The organism is Streptomyces sp. P3, from assembly GCF_003032475.1.
Lineage (GTDB): Bacteria > Actinomycetota > Actinomycetes > Streptomycetales > Streptomycetaceae > Streptomyces.
In genome coordinates, this window is the sequence record NZ_CP028369.1 from 50,415 (window position 1) to 67,672 (window position 17,258).

17 protein-coding genes and 1 pseudogene are annotated in these 17,258 nt (G+C 71.9%); 6 read left to right on the forward strand and 12 right to left on the reverse strand.

Going from position 1 to position 17,258, the window contains the following annotated elements; translation table 11 throughout:
• Positions 1–148: 148 nt before the first annotated feature.
• The 3 genes from C6376_RS00105 to C6376_RS00115 are packed head-to-tail and all read right to left on the reverse strand — an operon-like array spanning position 149 to position 2,047.
• Positions 149–913, reverse strand: a complete 765-nt coding sequence (locus C6376_RS00105) for a DUF3710 domain-containing protein (protein ID WP_107441517.1) — start codon at positions 911–913, stop codon at positions 149–151.
• Between the two features lies 1 nt (position 914).
• Complete coding sequence (gene dut / locus C6376_RS00110; RefSeq protein WP_057575476.1) at positions 915–1,466, reverse strand: dUTP diphosphatase; 552 nt, start codon at positions 1,464–1,466, stop codon at positions 915–917.
• Positions 1,463–2,047, reverse strand: coding sequence for a PaaI family thioesterase (locus C6376_RS00115; protein WP_107441518.1), 585 nt, complete (start codon positions 2,045–2,047; stop codon positions 1,463–1,465). Before C6376_RS00115 ends, dut begins: the two co-directional genes overlap by 4 nt.
• A gap of 112 nt (positions 2,048–2,159) precedes the next feature.
• On the opposite strand from C6376_RS00115, the gene C6376_RS00120 reads away from it, so the two are divergent.
• The gene (locus C6376_RS00120; protein WP_107441519.1) at positions 2,160–2,630 is read left to right on the forward strand and encodes a DUF3093 domain-containing protein; all 471 of its coding nucleotides are present in this window, start codon (positions 2,160–2,162) and stop codon (positions 2,628–2,630) included.
• Between the two features lie 78 nt (positions 2,631–2,708).
• Here the strand turns inward: C6376_RS00120 and C6376_RS00125 are convergent, their stop codons facing one another.
• The 4 genes from C6376_RS00125 to C6376_RS00140 all read right to left on the reverse strand — a co-directional run bounded on the left by C6376_RS00125 (position 2,709) and on the right by C6376_RS00140 (position 6,280).
• A complete protein-coding gene (locus C6376_RS00125; RefSeq protein WP_107441520.1) occupies positions 2,709–3,674 on the reverse strand; it encodes a hypothetical protein in 966 nt (321 codons plus the stop codon).
• 13 nt (positions 3,675–3,687) lie between these two features.
• Positions 3,688–3,984, reverse strand: coding sequence for a DUF4193 domain-containing protein (locus C6376_RS00130; protein WP_003993510.1), 297 nt, complete (start codon positions 3,982–3,984; stop codon positions 3,688–3,690).
• Between the two features lie 394 nt (positions 3,985–4,378).
• Entirely contained in the window at positions 4,379–5,620 is a 1,242-nt protein-coding gene (locus tag C6376_RS00135; protein ID WP_107441521.1) for a HAMP domain-containing sensor histidine kinase, read from the reverse strand.
• 6 nt (positions 5,621–5,626) lie between these two features.
• Positions 5,627–6,280: a response regulator transcription factor gene (locus C6376_RS00140; RefSeq protein WP_007387794.1), complete on the reverse strand. Its 654-nt coding sequence runs from the start codon at positions 6,278–6,280 to the stop codon at positions 5,627–5,629.
• A gap of 414 nt (positions 6,281–6,694) precedes the next feature.
• On the opposite strand from C6376_RS00140, the gene C6376_RS44335 reads away from it, so the two are divergent.
• Positions 6,695–6,868: a hypothetical protein gene (locus C6376_RS44335; RefSeq protein ID WP_173985551.1), complete on the forward strand. Its 174-nt coding sequence runs from the start codon at positions 6,695–6,697 to the stop codon at positions 6,866–6,868.
• A gap of 73 nt (positions 6,869–6,941) precedes the next feature.
• Here the strand turns inward: C6376_RS44335 and C6376_RS00145 are convergent, their stop codons facing one another.
• Together C6376_RS00145 and C6376_RS00150 are read right to left on the reverse strand one after the other, a co-directional pair.
• On the reverse strand, positions 6,942–7,757 hold the full coding sequence (locus tag C6376_RS00145) for an inositol monophosphatase family protein (protein ID WP_107441522.1): 816 nt from the start codon (positions 7,755–7,757) through the stop codon (positions 6,942–6,944).
• A gap of 8 nt (positions 7,758–7,765) precedes the next feature.
• On the reverse strand, positions 7,766–8,893 hold the full coding sequence (locus C6376_RS00150) for a ferrochelatase (protein WP_107441523.1): 1,128 nt from the start codon (positions 8,891–8,893) through the stop codon (positions 7,766–7,768).
• A 231-nt stretch (positions 8,894–9,124) separates the two neighbouring features.
• Between C6376_RS00150 and C6376_RS00155 the strand changes: the two genes are divergently transcribed.
• The 3 genes from C6376_RS00155 (at position 9,125) to sepH (ending at position 13,238) form a co-directional block, all read left to right on the forward strand.
• Entirely contained in the window at positions 9,125–10,366 is a 1,242-nt protein-coding gene (locus C6376_RS00155; RefSeq protein WP_107448695.1) for an MFS transporter, read from the forward strand.
• On the forward strand, positions 10,326–11,645 hold the full coding sequence (locus C6376_RS00160) for a D-arabinono-1,4-lactone oxidase (protein ID WP_107441524.1): 1,320 nt from the start codon (positions 10,326–10,328) through the stop codon (positions 11,643–11,645). Before C6376_RS00155 ends, C6376_RS00160 begins: the two co-directional genes overlap by 41 nt.
• A gap of 552 nt (positions 11,646–12,197) precedes the next feature.
• Complete coding sequence (sepH, locus tag C6376_RS00165) at positions 12,198–13,238, forward strand: septation protein SepH (RefSeq protein WP_107441525.1); 1,041 nt, start codon at positions 12,198–12,200, stop codon at positions 13,236–13,238.
• 128 nt (positions 13,239–13,366) lie between these two features.
• Here the strand turns inward: sepH and C6376_RS00170 are convergent, their stop codons facing one another.
• The gene (locus tag C6376_RS00170) at positions 13,367–14,218 is read right to left on the reverse strand and encodes a sulfurtransferase (protein ID WP_107441526.1); all 852 of its coding nucleotides are present in this window, start codon (positions 14,216–14,218) and stop codon (positions 13,367–13,369) included.
• A 219-nt stretch (positions 14,219–14,437) separates the two neighbouring features.
• On the opposite strand from C6376_RS00170, the gene C6376_RS00175 reads away from it, so the two are divergent.
• On the forward strand, positions 14,438–15,241 hold the full coding sequence (locus tag C6376_RS00175) for a VOC family protein (protein ID WP_107448696.1): 804 nt from the start codon (positions 14,438–14,440) through the stop codon (positions 15,239–15,241).
• A 36-nt stretch (positions 15,242–15,277) separates the two neighbouring features.
• Here the strand turns inward: C6376_RS00175 and C6376_RS00180 are convergent.
• Together C6376_RS00180 and C6376_RS00185 are read right to left on the reverse strand one after the other, a co-directional pair.
• A pseudogene (locus C6376_RS00180) lies at positions 15,278–15,601 on the reverse strand (thymidine kinase); the annotation flags it as partial.
• 962 nt (positions 15,602–16,563) lie between these two features.
• Positions 16,564–17,214, reverse strand: a complete 651-nt coding sequence (locus C6376_RS00185; protein ID WP_107441527.1) for a thymidine kinase — start codon at positions 17,212–17,214, stop codon at positions 16,564–16,566.
• Between the last annotated feature and the right edge of the window lie 44 nt (positions 17,215–17,258).

The following is a 17,258-nucleotide window of genomic DNA, read 5'->3' on the forward strand; positions in this document are numbered from 1 at the left end:
TCACGCGGACACACCCCTGCGGGTCTCGCGGACCTTCCCCCGCGGGTCGCACGGCGGAGAAGAGAACGGGGCTGCGCCCCGGCGGGCACGACGAAGGGCCGCACCCCCCTGAGGGTGCGGCCCTGCCTGCCGTGGGGCCGGTCGTCGACTACCGGACCTCGGTGATCTCCGGTCCGCGCTGCAGCTGGCCCATGCCCCCCGAGAAGCGGGAGCTCTCGTCCTGCTGCTGCACACCCTCGGGCACCATCTGCGCGTCGTTCGGCAGCTTCAGGACGATCGGGTCGCGAGGCGCCATCGGCCCCTCGCCTCGCACCACGACCGTGTCCCGGAAGATCTGCTCGAGCAGACCCGCCGCCTGCGGCTGCACCGCGCCCTGGCCCGAGATCACCCCGCGCAGGAACCAGCGGGGACCGTCCACGCCGACGAAACGCACGACATGGAAGCCGCCCGTGCCGTCCGGCAGTTGCACCGGCACCTGGGCCCGCAGCTCCCAGCCCAGCGGCCCTTCGACCTCGTCGACGATGCCGCCCTGCTGGGTGATGCCGGAGCCGATCTCCTCGCGCACCTCGCCCCAGATGCCCTCGCGCTTGGGAGCGGCGAAGGCCTGCAGCTGGATGGCGCTGTCGCGCAGCACGACCGTCGCGGCGACGATCGCGTCGCCGGCCACCTCGACCCGCAGCTCCATGCCGTCGACCCCGGGCACGAAGAGCCCGCCGAGGTCGACGCGCCCCTCGGCGGGGTCGCGCACCTCCGAGTCGTCCCACGGCCCGTCGGGCCGCGGCTCCGGCTCGAGCCGCACGCGCTCACGCACGCCCTCCACGTCGTCCGCCTCAGCGTCGACACTGTCGACGACCTGCTCGGCCTCGCCGGCCGCGTCCTCGGCGGCATCCTTCTTGTTGCGACGTCCGAACACGTCACTGTCCTTCCCGGTCGGATACGACCGAAGCGTATCGATTCCCACCCGTCGCGCCGCCGTCGGCGGCCTGACCGCTTGTACCGCTTGCGCCGCCCACGGCGGCATGCCCGCCGGTGGACCCGAAGCCCCCTGCGGCCCGCGCCGACCCGGGAAGCTCCGCGACCTCCTGGAAGCGGACCCTCTCGACCTGCTGGACGACCAGTTGGGCAATCCGGTCGAAGCGCTCGAACCGCACCGACTCGCGCGGGTCGAGATTCACCACGATCACCTTGATCTCCCCACGGTACCCGGCATCAACCGTCCCCGGGGCATTCACGAGGGCGACGCCGCACCGGGCGGCGAGCCCCGACCGGGGGTGCACGAAGGCCGCGTACCCCTCCGGCAGGGCCACGGAGACCCCCGTGGGCAGCACGGCCCGCTCCCCCGGAGCCAGTTCGCGGCTCTCCGTGGTGCGCAGATCGGCTCCCGCGTCGCCGGGGTGCTCGTACGCCGGAAGCGGTACGTCCGGGTCGACGCGCCGGATCAGGACGTCCAGGGGACCACGGCTCACGGGTTCACCTCGAAGGCGCGGGCACGCCGCACCTGGTCCGGGTCGCTCATGGCCGCCTGGATCTCCTCCGCGCGGCCGTGGTCCACGAAGTGCTCGACGGCGACCTCGATGAAGAGGGCGTCGGCGCGGACCGCGACGGGCCCGTCGGGGCCGCCGATCCGCCCGGTCGCGGTCGAGTAGATCTTGCGCCTGGCCACCGCGGTCACCTCGGCCTCCAGGTGCAGCGTGGTGCCGACGGGCACGGGCCGGACGAAGTCGGTCTCCAGCCGTCCGGTCACGGCGATCGTCCGCAGCAGCCAGTTCAGCGAGCCGAGCGTCTCGTCCAGGGCGGACGCCAGAACCCCCCCGTGCGCCAGTCCCGGCGCGCCCTGGTGGGCCGGCTGCACGGTGAACTCGGCCGTGACGGTCACGCCCTCGCCGGCCCTCGCCTGCAGATGCAGACCGTGGGCCTGCCCGCCGCCGCATCCGAAACAGTGTTCGTAGTGGGCGCCGAGCAGTTCGCCGGGCGCGGGGGCGTCGGGGTGCCGGACGGGTTTCTGGGCCCCGGCCGGAGGCTCGAGAGCTGCGGAAGTACCACTCACAGCCGCAGACCTTACCCGCCCGTCCGACGCCCGCCGCCACCGTGCCCGGCAGCGCTGTCGCGCCGCCACCCTGCCCCCGGCCGGCACCGGGGACCGTGCCAAGCTTGGTTCCATGCAGCTCTCCGCCGCCCCGTACGAAGAACGCCTCACCGCCCCCCGCTCGTGGTGGTTGGTCTCGTTCCTCGTGGGCGTCTCCATGGCACTGATCCTGCTGCCCTTCGGCACTCTGCCGCTGCTCGGCGGTCTGGTGGGCGGCACCGCGGCCGCGGCCGTCGTGGCCAGCTCCTACGGGTCCCCGCGCATCCGCGTGGTGGGCGACTCGCTGATCGCGGGCGAGGCGAAGATCCCGGTCACGGCCCTGGGCGACGCGGAGGTCCTGGACGCGGAGGAGGCGCGCGCCTGGCGCACGTACAAGGCCGACACCCGGGCCTTCCTGCTGCTGCGCTCCTACATCCCCACCGCGCTGAAGGTGGAGGTAACCGACCCGCAGGACCCGACGCCGTACCTGTACCTGTCGACGCGGGAGCCTGAGCGGCTGGCGCAGGCCATCGAGGCGGCACGCGGGGCCGCGGCGCAGGCGTAGCCCGCTCAGGAGGCCGGGCGGAGCCCCCGCGGGCCTCGGCAGGCCTTCAACAGGGCTTCAGCAAGGCTTCGGCAGGGCTCAGCGTCCGGGTTCGCCCGGGTTCTCGGGATTCAGCGGGTCATGGGTGATCTCGCCCATGGCCAGCGGCTCCGCGGGCTCCTCGAGCGCCGGCAGTTCCGGCAGCGCGTCCCACGGCACCTGCGCCTTGCGCAGGTCTGCCCGGATCTTCCCGGCCAGCCTTCTGGTGTCCCGCCGGTTCATGAGCGCGCCGACGGCGGCGCCCACCATGAAGGGCATCAGGTTCGGCAGGTTGCGGACCATGCGCTTCATGATCTGCTGACGCAGCTCGCGCTTCATCTGACCGCCGAGGGCCGCGTTGACCGAGGACGGTTTCCTGACGTCGATCCCGCGCTCACCCGACCACGAGCGCAGACAGGCGGCGCTGCGGTCCTTGAGACCGCCCGGCGGCCGCAGGCCGTAGACCTCGTGGAGTTCGGCGATCAGCTTCAGCTCGATCGCGGCGACCCCGGTGATCTCCGCCGCCAGTTCGGTCGGCATCGCCGGCGGCACCGGCAGCATCGCCGCGGCGCCGATGCCCGCCCCGACGGTGGACGTGGCGTTCGCCGCGCCCGCCACGAGCTTGTCCGCGAGCTGCTCGGGCCCGAGGCCGGGGAACTGTGCGCGGAGCGTCTGAAGGTCCCGCACGGGGACCCGTGGGGCGATGTCGATGATCCGGTCGGCCAGATGCGCCAGGCCCGCCCTGGCGCGGCCACCGCTCTTGCGGAGGCCTTCCCGGGCCAGACCGGTGGCCTTGCCCCGGATGACCGCCGCCCGTCGCTTGGCGACGGGGGCGGTGTTCCGCGTCGGCGCCGGGAGGTCAGCCCGTTCACTCGCACGTTCGAGCGAGGCCGATCCTGCCGGGATCGCTCCCGTTGTGGATGAGCCTCGCTCGTCGTCACGCACGCCGTGGGGGCCCTCCGTGGGCCCCTTGTCCGATCCCCGCAAGGGGAAGCGGCGCTTCCGAGGAGGGGTCGAGCCAGTCACGGCCGACCCGCCCTCAGTCGCAGTCGCGGCAGATCGGCTGGCCGTTCTTCTCGCGGGCCAGCTGGCTGCGGTGGTGCACCAGGAAGCAGCTCATGCAGGTGAACTCGTCCTGCTGCTTGGGCAGCACCCGGACGGCCAGCTCCTCGTTCGAGAGGTCCGCGCCGGGCAGCTCAAGGCCCTCCGCCGCCTCGAACTCGTCGACGTCGACCGCCGAGGCGGACTTGTCGTTCCGCCGTGCCTTCAGCTCCTCAAGGCTGTCTGAATCGACGTCGTCATCTGTCTTGCGTGGGGTGTCGTAATCGGTGGCCATGTCGCCTCTCCCCCTCTGGGTGTCTGCGGTGTCTCCAGCGCACGTAACGCGTGAGAGGCCGGACTTGTGCCCGCCTCGAGGCGGAGATTTTGCCTCACATCAAGGTCTGTTACTCAATCGACACCCAACCGAACTCCTCACGAGTGATCGGCTGGAATGGCGATCGGGACCGTACACGGTCCGAATGCCGCACTTCAAAGGCGTCTCACCGTGTACTTCCCGTGATCAGCACCCCCGAAAACCCGGATTTTCCGGGCGTTATACGGCATTCATGATCACGGAGAGTGGATGGACGGAAAATCGCCCCTGTGATCGATCACACACAGGCAAGCCCGACAAGGCCCCGGGAAATTCCGCGCAAAGCGAACAAGCCCGCGTGTGTCGCGACACGATCTCAGACGGGCAATGTGACCCGCATCACAAGACCTCCCCCCTCGCGAGGCTGAGCCGCGATGTGGCCGCCGTGCGCCCGGGCCACGGACCGCACGATGGACAGACCGAGCCCGACCCCCTTGTCGCTACCCGTCCGCTCGGTACGCAACCGGCGAAATGGCTCGAACAGATTGTCGATCTCGTACGCCGGCACGACCGGTCCGGTGTTCGACACGACGAGCACCGCCTGGCCGTGCTGGATCTCGGTGGTCACCTCGACCCAGCCGCCCTCGGGAACGTTGTACCGCACCGCGTTCTGGACGAGGTTCAGGGCGATCCTCTCCAGCAGTACGCCGTTGCCCTGGACGACCGCGGGTTTCTGCTCCCCGCGGATCAGCACGCCCTTGGCCGCCGCCTCCCCGTGCACCTGGTCGACGGCCTGCTCGGCCACCTCGGCCAGGTCGACCGGCTTGCGCTCGACGATCTGGTTGTCGCTGCGGGCGAGCAGCAGCAGCCCCTCGACCAGTTGTTCGCTGCGTTCGTTGGTGGCCAGCAGCGTCTTGCCCAGCTGCTGCAGCTCCGGCGGCGCCCCGGGGTCGGAGAGGTGCACCTCCAGCAGGGTGCGGTTGATCGCGAGCGGCGTGCGCAGCTCGTGCGAGGCATTGCCCACGAAGCGCTGCTGGGCGGTGAACGCCCGCTGCAGTCGCTCCAGCATGTCGTCGAAGGTGTCGGCCAGCTCCTTCAGCTCGTCGTCCGGTCCGTCCAGCTCGATCCGCCGGGACAGGTCGGAGCCCGCCACCGCGCGCGCGGTGCGCGTGATCCGGCCCAGCGGGGACAGGACGCGTCCGGCCATCGCGTAGCCGAAGGCGAAGGCGATGACGGCGAGGCCGAGGAGAGCCAGCAGGGAGCGGCTGAGGAGGTCGTCCAGAGCGCGCTGCCGCTGGATGGCGTCGCACTGTTTGAGCACCGCGTTGATCTCGGCGTCGGGCGCGCTGTTCACCGCGGGACAGGACGCGCTGGTCACGTCCAGACTGACCCCGCGCACCTGGAGGGACTGACCGCCGCCGCCCTCGTGGAGGGCCTGCGCGGCCAGCAGGTAGATGATCGACAGCAGCACGATGCCGGCGATCAGGAACATGCCGCCGTACAGCAGTGTGAGACGTATGCGGATGGTGGGCCGCAGCCACGGGAAGGGGGTCTGCGGGCTCCTGGGGTCCCAGGTGGGCTTGGGGGGCGCCTGCACGGACGTGGGGGTCGTGGCCATGGCGGATCAGATCCGGTAGCCGGAGCCGGGGACGGTGACGATCACCGGAGGTTCGCCCAGCTTGCGGCGCAGCGTCATGACGGTCACGCGCACGACGTTGGTGAACGGGTCGGTGTTCTCGTCCCAGGCCTTCTCGAGCAGCTGCTCCGCGGACACCACCGCCCCCTCGCTGCGCATCAGCACTTCGAGCACGGCGAACTCCTTGGGCGCGAGCTGGACCTCCTTGCCGTCGCGGAAGACCTCGCGGCGGTTGGGGTCCAGCTTGATCCCGGCCCGCTCCAGGACGGGCGGCAGCGGCACGCTGGTGCGCCGGCCGAGGGCGCGCACGCGCGCGATCAGCTCACTGAAGGCGAAGGGCTTGGGAAGGTAGTCGTCGGCGCCGATCTCCAGTCCCTCGACACGGTCGCTGACGTCGCCGGAGGCCGTGAGCATCAGCACCCGCGTGGGCATGCCGAGTTCGACGATCCTGCGGCAGACGTCGTCGCCGTGCACGAGGGGGAGGTCCCGGTCGAGGACGACCACGTCGTAGTCGTTGACGCCGATGCGCTCCAGGGCGGCCGCACCGTCGTACACGACGTCGACGGCCATGGCCTCCCGGCGCAGTCCGGTGGCCACCGCATCGGCGAGCAGCTGCTCGTCCTCGACGACGAGTACGCGCACGTCGCTTGTCCTTCCTGTGTCCACCCGCGTAGCGCCGTTCGAGCGCACGCGGACGGGTGTCTTGGCGGGTGTGGGCTTCCATCCTGCCCTTTTCGGCCATAAGTCGGCGGTAAGGCGGTGGGCGCCAGATGAAGAGCGGGTGCGAGGCCCGGGAATGCGAGATTTTCTCGCCGGGTTGAGGTTTCCGTGGAAGAGCGCGGGGGGAGGACGGCTTTACACCCCGCGATCACGCTCTGCATGTGCCGTAGCACCATGCGGCACTGCGCGTTCCGCTTCCGCAGAGTGGACGTGGGTGTCCGGCACCGTCGCCGCCCGGCGGGGCTGCGCCGGGCACCTGTGAAAGACGTGATCGCCCCTTCCCAACCGGCACACCCCCGTGCCAACGACCCACGACCCAGGACGAGGGGGCGCAGCATGGACGCATTCACCGCAGGACTTCTGCAGCGCATAAGGGCGACCGAGTCCGACCTGACGCGGGCTCGCGACGAGGGCGACGAGTTCCTCGCCGAGGTGGAGCAGGGCGAGCTCGACGACCTGCGCCGCCTCGCCGCCGACCACGGTGTGGAGGTCGGCGCGACAAGCGTCTGAGCAGTTCGCAGCACGACGCAGGGGCCCCGGCGAATCCAGCGCCGGGGCCCCTGCGTCGTGCGCGTGCGGCAGCTCAGTCGTGCCAGGCGCCCAAGTCCTCCAGCAGGCGCTGCAGGGGCTCGAAGACGCCCGGGGTGGCCGCGATCGCCAGATCGCGGCCGGGGCGCTCACCGGGCCGTCCGCCGGTCAGCGCGCCCGCCTCCCTGGCGATCAGGTCGCCCGCCGCCAGGTCCCAGGGGTGCAGGCCGCGTTCGTAGTAGCCGTCGAGGCGGCCGGCGGCCACGTCGCACAGGTCCACGGCCGCCGATCCGCCGCGGCGGATGTCCCGCAGCAGCGGGATGAGCCGCTGCGCGACGTCGGCCTGATGGGTGCGGACCTCGGTGACGTAGTTGAAGCCGGTGGAGACCAGCGCCTGGTCCAGCGGCGCCGCCGGCCGGCAGGACAGCGCCCGCTCGTGCCCCCCGGCACCGGTCACCCAGGCCCCGCCGCCGCGCACCGCGCGGTACGTCTCGCCGCGCAGGGGGATCGCGACGACCCCGACGACGGTCTCGCCGTCCTGCTCCGCCGCGATGGAGACGGACCAGGTGGGAAGGCCGTAGAGGTAGTTCACGGTGCCGTCGAGGGGGTCGATCACCCAGCGGACGCCGCTGCTGCCCGCGCTGGAGGCGCCCTCCTCGCCGAGGAGGCCGTCGTCGGGGCGGCGCTCGGCGATCAGAGAGGTGATCAGTTTCTCGGCCGCGAGGTCCATCTCGGTGACGACGTCGATCGGGCTCGACTTGGTGGCGGCGACCGCGAGGTCGGCCGGACGTCCGTCGCGCAGCAGCTCGCCGGCGCGGCGGGCGGCCTCCTCGGCCAGTCGCAGCAGTTCGGTGTGCAGGGGGTCGGTCACGCCGTTCCTCACGCGTAGGGGCTGTCGGCGCCCGCGGCGGCGGGCTTGGGGGCGCGGGCGGGGCAGCAGCCGACCGGACACAGGTCGTGGCTCGCGCCCAGCGCGCCCAGGGCGCAGGGGGTGACCTCCAGGCCGTTCTGCGCGGCGGCGCGTTCCAGGACGAGCTCGCGGATCGCGGCGGCGAAGCGCGGGTCGGCGCCCACGGTGGCCGAGCGGCGCACCGGCAGGCCGAGCTCACGCGCCTTGGCCGCGGCCTCCGTGTCGAGGTCGTAGAGGACCTCCATGTGGTCGGAGACGAAGCCGATGGGGGCCATCACGACGGCCGGTACGCCGGCCGCGTGCCGTTCCTCGAGGTGGTCGCAGATGTCCGGCTCCAGCCAGGGGATGTGCGGGGCGCCGGAGCGGGACTGGTAGACGAGCTGCCAGGGGTGGTCCACGCCGGTCCGCTCGCGGACGGCGTCGGCGACGACCCGCGCGGTGTCCAGGTGCTGCTTCACGTACGCGCCGCCGTCGCCGTGCTCCTCGACGGGGCCGGAGGCGTCGGCGGCGGTGATGGGGATGGAGTGGGTCGAGAAGGCGAGGTGCGCGCCGTCGCGGACGTCCTCGGGAAGGTCGGCCAGCGACCGCAGCACGCCCTCGACCATGGGTTCCACGAACCCTGGGTGGTTGAAGTAGTGGCGCAGCTTGTCGACCCGGGGCAGTTCGAGGCCCTCCGACTCCAGCGTGGCCAGCGCTTCGGCGAGGTTCTCGCGGTACTGGCGGCAGCCGGAGTACGAGGCGTAGGCGCTGGTGGCGAGGACGAGAATGTGACGGCGGCCGTCGGCGACCATCTCGCGCAGGGTGTCCGTGAGGTACGGGGCCCAGTTGCGGTTGCCCCAGTAGACCGGCAGATCCAGGCCGTGACCGGCGAAGTCCTTGCGCAGGGCGTCCAGGAGGGCGCGGTTCTGGTCGTTGATGGGGCTGACCCCGCCGAACAGGAAGTAGTGCTGCCCGACTTCCTTGAGGCGTTCCTTGGGGATGCCGCGCCCGCGCGTCACGTTCTCCAGGAACGGAACCACGTCGTCCGGCCCTTCCGGGCCGCCGAAGGAGAGCAGGAGCAGGGCGTCGTAAGGGGTGGCATCGCGCGCGTCTCGCATGGGTCGATCCTGCCACCCGCCTGAGACGGCCGCGGCAGGGCGGGGTGCCGGACGCGAGCACGGCCGTCCGCCCGGATGCGTTAGGGTTCCCTAAGTTCGTCAGTCGTATGAGCTGCTTCACGCCTTACCGGTTACGCCGGGACCCGCATGCCCGCCGAGTCCCTGCCGAACCGCCTCCCTCACGCCGTGCCGGCCTCGCGCACACGCGTGACCGGACCCCCGGAGACCCACGTGCCCAGCCCGTACCGCGACCTGTTCGCCGCCCCCGGCTCCAAGAGCTTCTCCGCCGCGGGATTCGTGGGCCGGATGCCGCTGTCGATGATGGGCATCGGCGTGGTCACGATGGTCTCGCAGCTCACGGGGCGCTACGGGCTCGCGGGCGCGCTGTCGGCCACCATCGCGCTGGCGGCCGCGGTCTTCGGACCGCGGATCTCGCGCCTGGTGGACCGCCACGGTCAGCGCCGGGTGCTGCGGCCCGCGACCCTGGTCGCCCTCGGCGCCGCGGCCGGGCTGTTGGCGGCCGCGCACTTCGAGTGGCCGGACTGGGTGCTGTTCGTGTGCGCCGCCGGCGTCGGCACGGTGCCCAGTCTCGGCGCGATGATCCGGGCCCGCTGGGCCTCCCTGTACCGGGGCACTCCCCAGCTGCACACCGCGTACTCCTTCGAGTCCGTGGTCGACGAGGTGTGCTTCATCTTCGGGCCGATCATCTCCATCGGTCTGTCCACGGCCTGGTTCCCGGAGGCCGGACCGCTGCTCGCGGCCTGCTTCCTGGCCGTCGGGGTCTTCTGGCTGACCGCGCAGCGGGCCACCGAGCCGACGCCGCCCCCGCGCGACGAGCGGCACGGCACGGGCTCGGCGCTGCGCTCGCCGGGGCTGCAGGTCCTGGTGGCCACCTTCGTGGCGACCGGCACGATCTTCGGAGCGGTCGACGTGGTCACCGTCGCGTTCGCCGACGAGCAGGGCCACAAGCCGGCCGCCAGCGTCGTCCTCGCGCTCTACGCGGCCGGTTCCTGCCTGGCGGGACTCGTGTTCGGACTGCTGCGCCCGAAAGGCGCGGCGGAACGGCGCTGGCTGCTGGGCGTGTTCATGATGGCCGTGAGTATGATCCCCCTCCTACTGGTCGGGAACTTGCCGTTTCTGGCCGTGGCGCTGTTCGTAGCGGGCCTGGCCATCGCTCCCACGATGATCACCACCATGTCCCTCATCGAAGAGCACGTACCACGCGCGCGATTGACCGAGGGCATGACCTGGATCAGCACCGGGCTCGCGGTCGGCGTCGCGCTCGGCTCCTCCATCGCCGGCTGGGTCATCGACGCAGCCGGGGCGCGGGCCGGGTACGGGGTTCCGGCGGTGTCCGGGGCCGTCGCGGTCGCGGTCGGTTTCCTGGGGTACCGCCGGCTGAGCAGGCCGGCGCCGGGTCGTGGAGGCACCGTTGAGCAGCACAGCGAGCGGGAAGAACGCCGTCTGGCGTAACTGGGGCGGCAACGTCGTCGCACGTCCCGCGCGGGAGGAGACACCCGCCTCGGTCGACGAACTGGCCGCTGCGGTGCGCCGGGCCGCCGAGGACGGGCTGAAGGTGAAGGCGGTCGGCTCCGGCCACTCCTTCACTTCGATCGCCGCGACGGACGGCGTGTTGATCCGCCCGCAACTGCTGACCGGCATCCGCGACGTCGACCGGGAGAACAGGACCGTCACGGTCGAAGCCGGCACGCCGCTCAAGAGGCTCAACATGGCCCTCGCGCGCGAGGGCCTGTCGCTCACCAACATGGGCGACATCATGGAGCAGACGGTGTCGGGCGCCACCAGCACCGGCACCCACGGCACGGGCCGCGAGTCGGCCTCCATCGCCGCCCAGATCAAGGGCCTCGAACTGGTGACGGCCGACGGCTCGGTGCTCACCTGTTCCGAGAAGGAGAACCCCGACGTCTTCGCGGCGGCGCGGATCGGACTGGGCGCCCTCGGCATCGTCACCGCGATCACCTTCGCCGTGGAGCCGATCTTCCTGCTCACCGCGCGCGAGGAGCCGATGCCCTTCGACCGGGTCCTCGCCGACTTCGACGAGCTGTGGGCCGAGAACGAGCACTTCGAGTTCTACTGGTTCCCGCACACGGGCAGCACCAACACCAAACGCAACAACCGCAGCACCGGGCCCCGCAAGCCGGTGAGCCGGGTCGCCGGCTTCGTCGAGGACGAACTGCTCTCCAACGGTGTCTTCCAGGTCGCCCAGTGGGTCGGCCGCGCGGCGCCCGCCACGATCCCGGCCATCGCTCAGATCTCCAGCAAGGCCCTGTCCGCGCGCACCTACACGGACATCCCCTACAAGGTCTACACGTCCCCGCGCCGGGTGCGGTTCCTGGAGACGGAGTACGCGCTCCCCCGTGAGGCGGTGACCGAGGCGCTGCGCGAGCTGAAGGCGATGGTCGACCGCTCCGGTCTGCGGGTCAGCTTCCCCGTGGAGGTGCGCACCGCGCCGGCGGACGACATCACCCTGTCCACCGCCTCGGGACGGGACAGCGCGTACATCGCCGTCCACATGGTCAAGGGCACGCCCTACTCGAAGTACTTCACCGCCGCCGAGCACATCTTCACGGCGTACGAGGGCCGGCCGCACTGGGGGAAGATCCACACGCGGGACGCCGAGTACTTCGCCTCCGTCTACCCGCGCTTCGGCGAGTTCACGGCCCTGCGGGACCGGCTCGATCCCGACCGGCGGTTCCAGAACGACTACCTGCGCCGGGTCCTGGGCGCGTAGCGGACATCGTCGACGAGCCCGGCCCCGCCTTCGCGTTCTGCCGGGCCCGGGCTCCCCGACGGTTTCCGGCCTTTCCCGCACACCGGTAGCTCATCCGACCTTTCCGCACGAGATCGGCCATCCGCGCGAGAAGGGGATGTACAGCCCAAATCCGGAGCGGCGATTCGGGCGATTGCGTGAGGTACGACACTTTCAAGATCGCGAAACGCGCGCCACGAAGGGCCGCGTGCCACCTCGCGCCAGAAGTCGGATGGCGCGCCAATCCACGCACGTGGCCCAAATGGAGTACTGTTGCGAGCCCTGGACGCGGTCTCCCGCCAGGATGTCCGGGGCCTCGCCGGACCGCCCGAGGGAGGCCGGTCGCACAGGGTGACGGCTTCGGTGACTCAGCGTGGAGAATAGGTAACCGTGCCATAACGGCGGTGCGGGACCCGTGCCCGACACGCCGGGCAACTCGGCAAGGTTGTGGCAGGCTGCACCCGGGCAGGCCACACTCGACTAGCGGAAGCAGCGACGCACGTGACGTCGGCAGGCACCACCCGGGAGGTCCCCATGCCCGAACTGCGTGTCGTGGCCGTCTCGAATGACGGCACACGGCTGGTGCTGAAGGCTGCGGACAGCACGGAGTACACGCTTCCGATCGACGAGCGTCTGCGCGCCGCCGTACGCGGCGACCGTCCCCGCCTCGGCCAGATCGAGATCGAGGTGGAGAGCCATCTCCGCCCCCGCGACATCCAGGCGCGTATACGTGCCGGTGCCACCGCGGAAGAAGTCGCCCAGACGGCCGGCATCCCCGTCGACCGTGTGCGCCGCTTCGAAGGCCCCGTGCTGGCCGAACGCGCCTTCATGGCCGAGCGGGCCCGGAAGACTCCGGTCCGTCGGCCCGGCGAGAACGCCGGACCCCAACTGGGCGAGGCCGTCCAGGAGCGGCTGCTGCTGCGCGGCGCCGACAAGGACACCGTCCAGTGGGACTCGTGGCGCCGTGACGACGGCACCTGGGAGGTCCTGCTCGTCTACCTGGTAGCGGGGGAACCGCATTCGGCGAGCTGGACGTACGACCCGCCCCGGCGGCTCGTCCAGGCCGTCGACGACGAAGCGCGTTCGCTGATCGGCGAGTCCGACGACCTGGCCGCTCCGGAGCCCAGCTTTCCGTTCGTCCCGCGCATCGCCCGGCTGCCGCGCGACCGGCCGCTGGACCGCGCCCTCGACCGGGAACGGCCCAGCCCGCCGGCCCCGCCGTCCGAGCCGTCCGAGGAGGTCGGCGAGCGTGAACGCGACTCGCTGACCAGCCTGTTGGAGGCGGTGCCGAGCTTCCGTGGCGACATGGTCGTCCCCGAGCGCCCGGCAGATCCCGTCACGGAGGAACCGGACGAACAGGAGCCCGAGGTCGAGGAGCCGCCGGCGCCCGCCGCCTCGGCCGGCTCCGCCTACGCGGACGTCCTCATGCCCCGTTCCGTCGGCAGCCACCGCGACCGTCTCGTCGGCGCCACCGACCGTCAGGCCGAGGCGGACGGCGTCCGTCCGGGCCGTCGGGCCGCGGTGCCGAGCTGGGACGAGATCGTGTTCGGCACCCGGCGCAAGAAGCAGGAGTGACCGGGTCCTCGGACCAGCCCTGCGGGGCGTCGGCCGGTGCGCCGACACCGGCGCGCACGGCGCTGTCTACACACAAGGAGGGCCGCACCCGTTCGGTGCGGCCCTCCTGTGCTGCCCGACCGACGGGATCACTGGGGGTCCGGGCCCACGGCGACCGGCCGGGACGGGTCCGAGGACCACTGCGACCAGGATCCGACATACAGGGCCGCGGGAATGCCGGCGACGGCCAGGGCGAGCACCTCGTGCGCGCCGGAGACGCCCGAGCCGCAGTAGACGCCGACCTCGGCGTCGTCGGACGCCCCCAGACCCTTGAAGCGGTCCCTCAGGTCCTCCGGGGGCAGGAACCGGCCGTCCGGGCCCACGTTGTCGTTCGTCGGCGCGGAGACGGCGCCCGGGATGTGCCCGCCGACGCGGTCGATCGGCTCGACCTCACCCCGGTACCGCTCCCCCGCACGGGCGTCGAACAGCACGCCGGAGCGGGCGAGGGCCGCGGCCCCGTCGGCGTCGAGAAGGCCCGTGGCGCCCGGGACCGGCGCGAAGTCGCCCTCCGCGCGCGTGGGGGCGTCCACCGAGAGTTCCCCCTGCCACGACGGCAACCCGCCGTCCAGGACACGCACGTCCGGGTGACCCGTCCAGCGCAGCAGCCACCACGCGCGTGCCGCCGCCCAGCCCTGCCCGCCGTCGTACACCACGACCGGCCGGCCGGCGAAGACGCCCGCCCTGCGCATCGCGGCGCCGAACTCCCCCAGGTCGGGCAGCGGGTGACGGCCCGCCGCACCCGCGGGGCCCGCGAGATCGCGGTCCAGGTCGACGTAGACCGCGCCCGGCACGTGCCCGGACGCGTACGCGGCGCGGCCGTCGAAGGGCGGCTCGCCGGCCGCCTTCGCCGTACTGAGCTGCCAGCGGACGTCGAGGACGACGGGCGGGTTCTCCCCCGCGAGGTCGCCGGCCAGTTCCGATGCGGTGATGATGGCGTTCATGGCCACCATCCTCGCGCACGGGGTGGCCCCGCCGCCCGTGTCCGGCTACTCTGCTCGGCCGGACAGCCTCGATCACGAGGCGTGCGGGATCGAGCACGTGCCGTACAGGCGATCGACATACGGCGACAACCGCGCGTAAACCCGGGAGAAACCCCCCACCAGGGATCCTCCGAGGACGGCAGCGACACGACACCCCGAGTGGCCGAGGAGAGGGAGACGATGACCGAGGCAGGCGGGCCGGCCGGCACGATCGGCGCGACACACGCGCGGTACGCGCCCGGGACACCCTGCTGGGTGAGCCTGATGGCGCACGGGTTGACGGCCACGCAGGAGTTCTACGGTCGGCTCTTCGGCTGGGACTTCCGGCCCGGCCCGGAGCAGCTCGGGCCGTACGTGCGTGCGCTGCTCGACGGCGAGGAGGTCGCCGGCATCGGGCAACTCCCCCCGGACCGCCACCTGCCCGTCGCCTGGACGCCCTACTTCGCCTCCGACGACGTGGACAGCACCGCGGAAACGGTACGGCTGTGCGGCGGGACGATCGGGGTGGGCCCCCTGGACGCCTCCGACGCCGGGCGGCTGGCGATCGGCTCCGACCCCTCCGGCGCGGTGTTCGGCGTCTGGCAGGCGGCGGGCCATGTGGGCGCCACCGTCTCCGGCGTGCCCGGAACCCCGGTCTGGAACGATCTGACGACCTATGAGACGGCGGGCGTCCGCAAGTTCTACGAGACCGTCTTCGGCTACGCCGAGGAGGCTGTGGAGTCCCCCGACCACGACTACGTGACGCTGCACGTCGGCGGTCACCCGGTCGCCGGCCTGCACGGCGTGGGCGCCGCTCTGCCCCGGGACCAGGGGCCGCACTGGACGACGTACTTCGAGGTGGCCGACACGGACGCGGCGATGGCCCGCGTGGCCGCACTCGGCGGACGGGTGCTCACCCCGGCCCAGGACAGCACACACGGGCGCGTGGCGGTCGTGGCCGACCCGGAAGGCGCCCGTTTCGCCCTGATCCAGGAACCCCGGTAGTCAACGCCCCCACGCGTTCCCGCACGCGGGCGTCGCTCAGATCTGCTGCACCGACAGCACGTCGGGGACGGGGCGGCCGCGCGCCGACGTCGCGGTCGTCCGGCGTCGGTGGTGGCGCCCGCACAGGACCTCGTGGCCGGCCGTGTCCGCCTGGTTCACGTCGCCGACGACGACCTGCGCGCCCTCGACGACCATGAAGCAGTCCACCGGCGGGCGTTGTGCGTGGCGGCGGGCGCCGCACCAGCACAGGGCCTCGACCCGCAGCACTTCCACGCGGTCGGCGAGTTCGACGAGCCGCCGGGAACCGGGGAACAGCTTGGAACGGAAGTCGGTGGTGGTACCGAAGGCGTAGACGTCGAGATGGCGTTCTGCCGGGTGCCTCCGGGCGGTGCTGCCGATCACGGCACGGATCGCCCATCGCTGGGACCCGGTATGCGGCCGGGCGGGAAGATCATCTGGGCTGAGCAGGAAATCCGACTCCACCTCAGATCCGAGGATCTTCTGACGACGACGCCGCAGGCCCCGTGGTTCTCAGATGCCGACGTAGTGATGGGCCGCCCACGCCGCCGGGGCGTCCCTGTAGTGGACGCGGACCAACCGCGCCCGCGTGGACGGCGGTGCAGCTGACGAGGCCCGCCTCCAGATGGTCGGCGGTGATGCCGGCGAACGCCGCGTCGGCCCACCGTCCGGCGTCCTCCAGAAACCTGATCCTGCCTCTCCCCCACGTCGAGCGCGTACTCCAGGACGGCAACCGCGGCCACCGCGCAGTCCCTGCCGCCCTCGCTCCAGGAGGCGCGCAGCAGCCCTGCCGCCGCCGGCAGCCAGCTCTCCGGGTCGTCACCGGTGGCGGCCACCTGTCGTTCGACGGCCGGTGTCCACGCCGCCTCACAGCGCACCAGTGAGCGGTCCACAACCGTTCGTATCTCTGACACGACGCCAGTCTTCCCCGCTACGGCCCGCTTTGGTCATCATCCGGAAATCTCCGGCAAACAACCTCCGGTGCGTCCGCTGCCGTGCACGGCAGCGGACGGCCCGGACCGCGCGGCACGGGCGCGGTGTCGGCCCCGCTCGCCGCAGTGGCACGGCGGGACGGCGCGACCACATGGCCTGCCGGCCGGAACGCTCTGACGCCCGTGCCGGCCGGGCCGGTTGCCACCTCGCCCGAAGCCTGCCCTTGCCCTGCCTGCACCACGACGCGGAACGCGACCGGACCGTGCGCCCCGACGAGCCGAAACTGCGCAACCGTCACGCAGACCACGCACAGGCCGGTTCTCGGACGGCGGTTGGCGTCAAACCCACATCGGGACAGACGGGTTCGAGGCTCAGGTGGGGACGACCGGCAGGACGTCCGGCGAGAGCGCGCCGGCATGCGCGGCGGCACCCGTCATACGCCGACGGTGGTGACGCCGGCACAGCACCTCGTAGCCGACCTCCGTGTCCGCCCCGTTCACGTCACCGATGACGACCTGCTCACCTTCCAGCACCATCTCGCCACCCACCGTGCGGGCGTTGTGCGTGGCGCGGGCGCCGCACCAGCACAGGGCCTCGACCTGCAGCACCTCCACGCGGTCGGCGAGTTCGACGAGCCGCTGGGAACCGGGGAACAGCTTGGAACGGAAGTCGGTGGTGATACCGAAGGCGTAGACGTCGACGTCCAGGTCGTCGACCACACGCGCGAGCTGGTCGATCTGCTCCTCGGCGAGGAACTGCGCCTCGTCCGCGATCACGTAGTCCGCGCGGCCGCCCTGCGAGAGGTGGTCGACGAGATAGGCGTAGAGGTCCTGGCCGTCCTCGACCTCGACCGCGTCGGTGACCAGGCCTAGGCGGGAGGACAGCTTGCCCTCGCCCGCACGGTCGTCGCGGGTGAAGATGATGCCCTGCAGGCCACGCGCGGAGCGGTTGTGCTCTATCTGGAGAGCCAGCGTCGACTTCCCGCAGTCCATGGTTCCGGAGAAGAACACCAGCTCGGGCATGGGGAGTTGAACGCCTTTCGATGAAGTGCGGCGGAGCAGGACGG

Excerpts from the sequence above, each read along its gene's own strand:
- C6376_RS00120 (WP_107441519.1), top strand. The coding sequence starts at position 2,160 with ATGCAGCTCTCCGCCGCCCCGTACGAAGAACGCCTCACCGCCCCCCGC.
- C6376_RS00130 (WP_003993510.1), bottom strand. The coding sequence starts at position 3,984 with ATGGCCACCGATTACGACACCCCACGCAAGACAGATGACGACGTCGAT.
- C6376_RS00135 (WP_107441521.1), bottom strand. The coding sequence starts at position 5,620 with ATGGCCACGACCCCCACGTCCGTGCAGGCGCCCCCCAAGCCCACCTGG.
- C6376_RS44335 (WP_173985551.1), top strand. The coding sequence starts at position 6,695 with ATGGACGCATTCACCGCAGGACTTCTGCAGCGCATAAGGGCGACCGAG.
- C6376_RS00150 (WP_107441523.1), bottom strand. The coding sequence starts at position 8,893 with ATGCGAGACGCGCGCGATGCCACCCCTTACGACGCCCTGCTCCTGCTC.
- sepH (WP_107441525.1), top strand. The coding sequence starts at position 12,198 with ATGCCCGAACTGCGTGTCGTGGCCGTCTCGAATGACGGCACACGGCTG.
- C6376_RS00170 (WP_107441526.1), bottom strand. The coding sequence starts at position 14,218 with ATGAACGCCATCATCACCGCATCGGAACTGGCCGGCGACCTCGCGGGG.
- C6376_RS00175 (WP_107448696.1), top strand. The coding sequence starts at position 14,438 with ATGACCGAGGCAGGCGGGCCGGCCGGCACGATCGGCGCGACACACGCG.
- C6376_RS00185 (WP_107441527.1), bottom strand. The coding sequence starts at position 17,214 with ATGCCCGAGCTGGTGTTCTTCTCCGGAACCATGGACTGCGGGAAGTCG.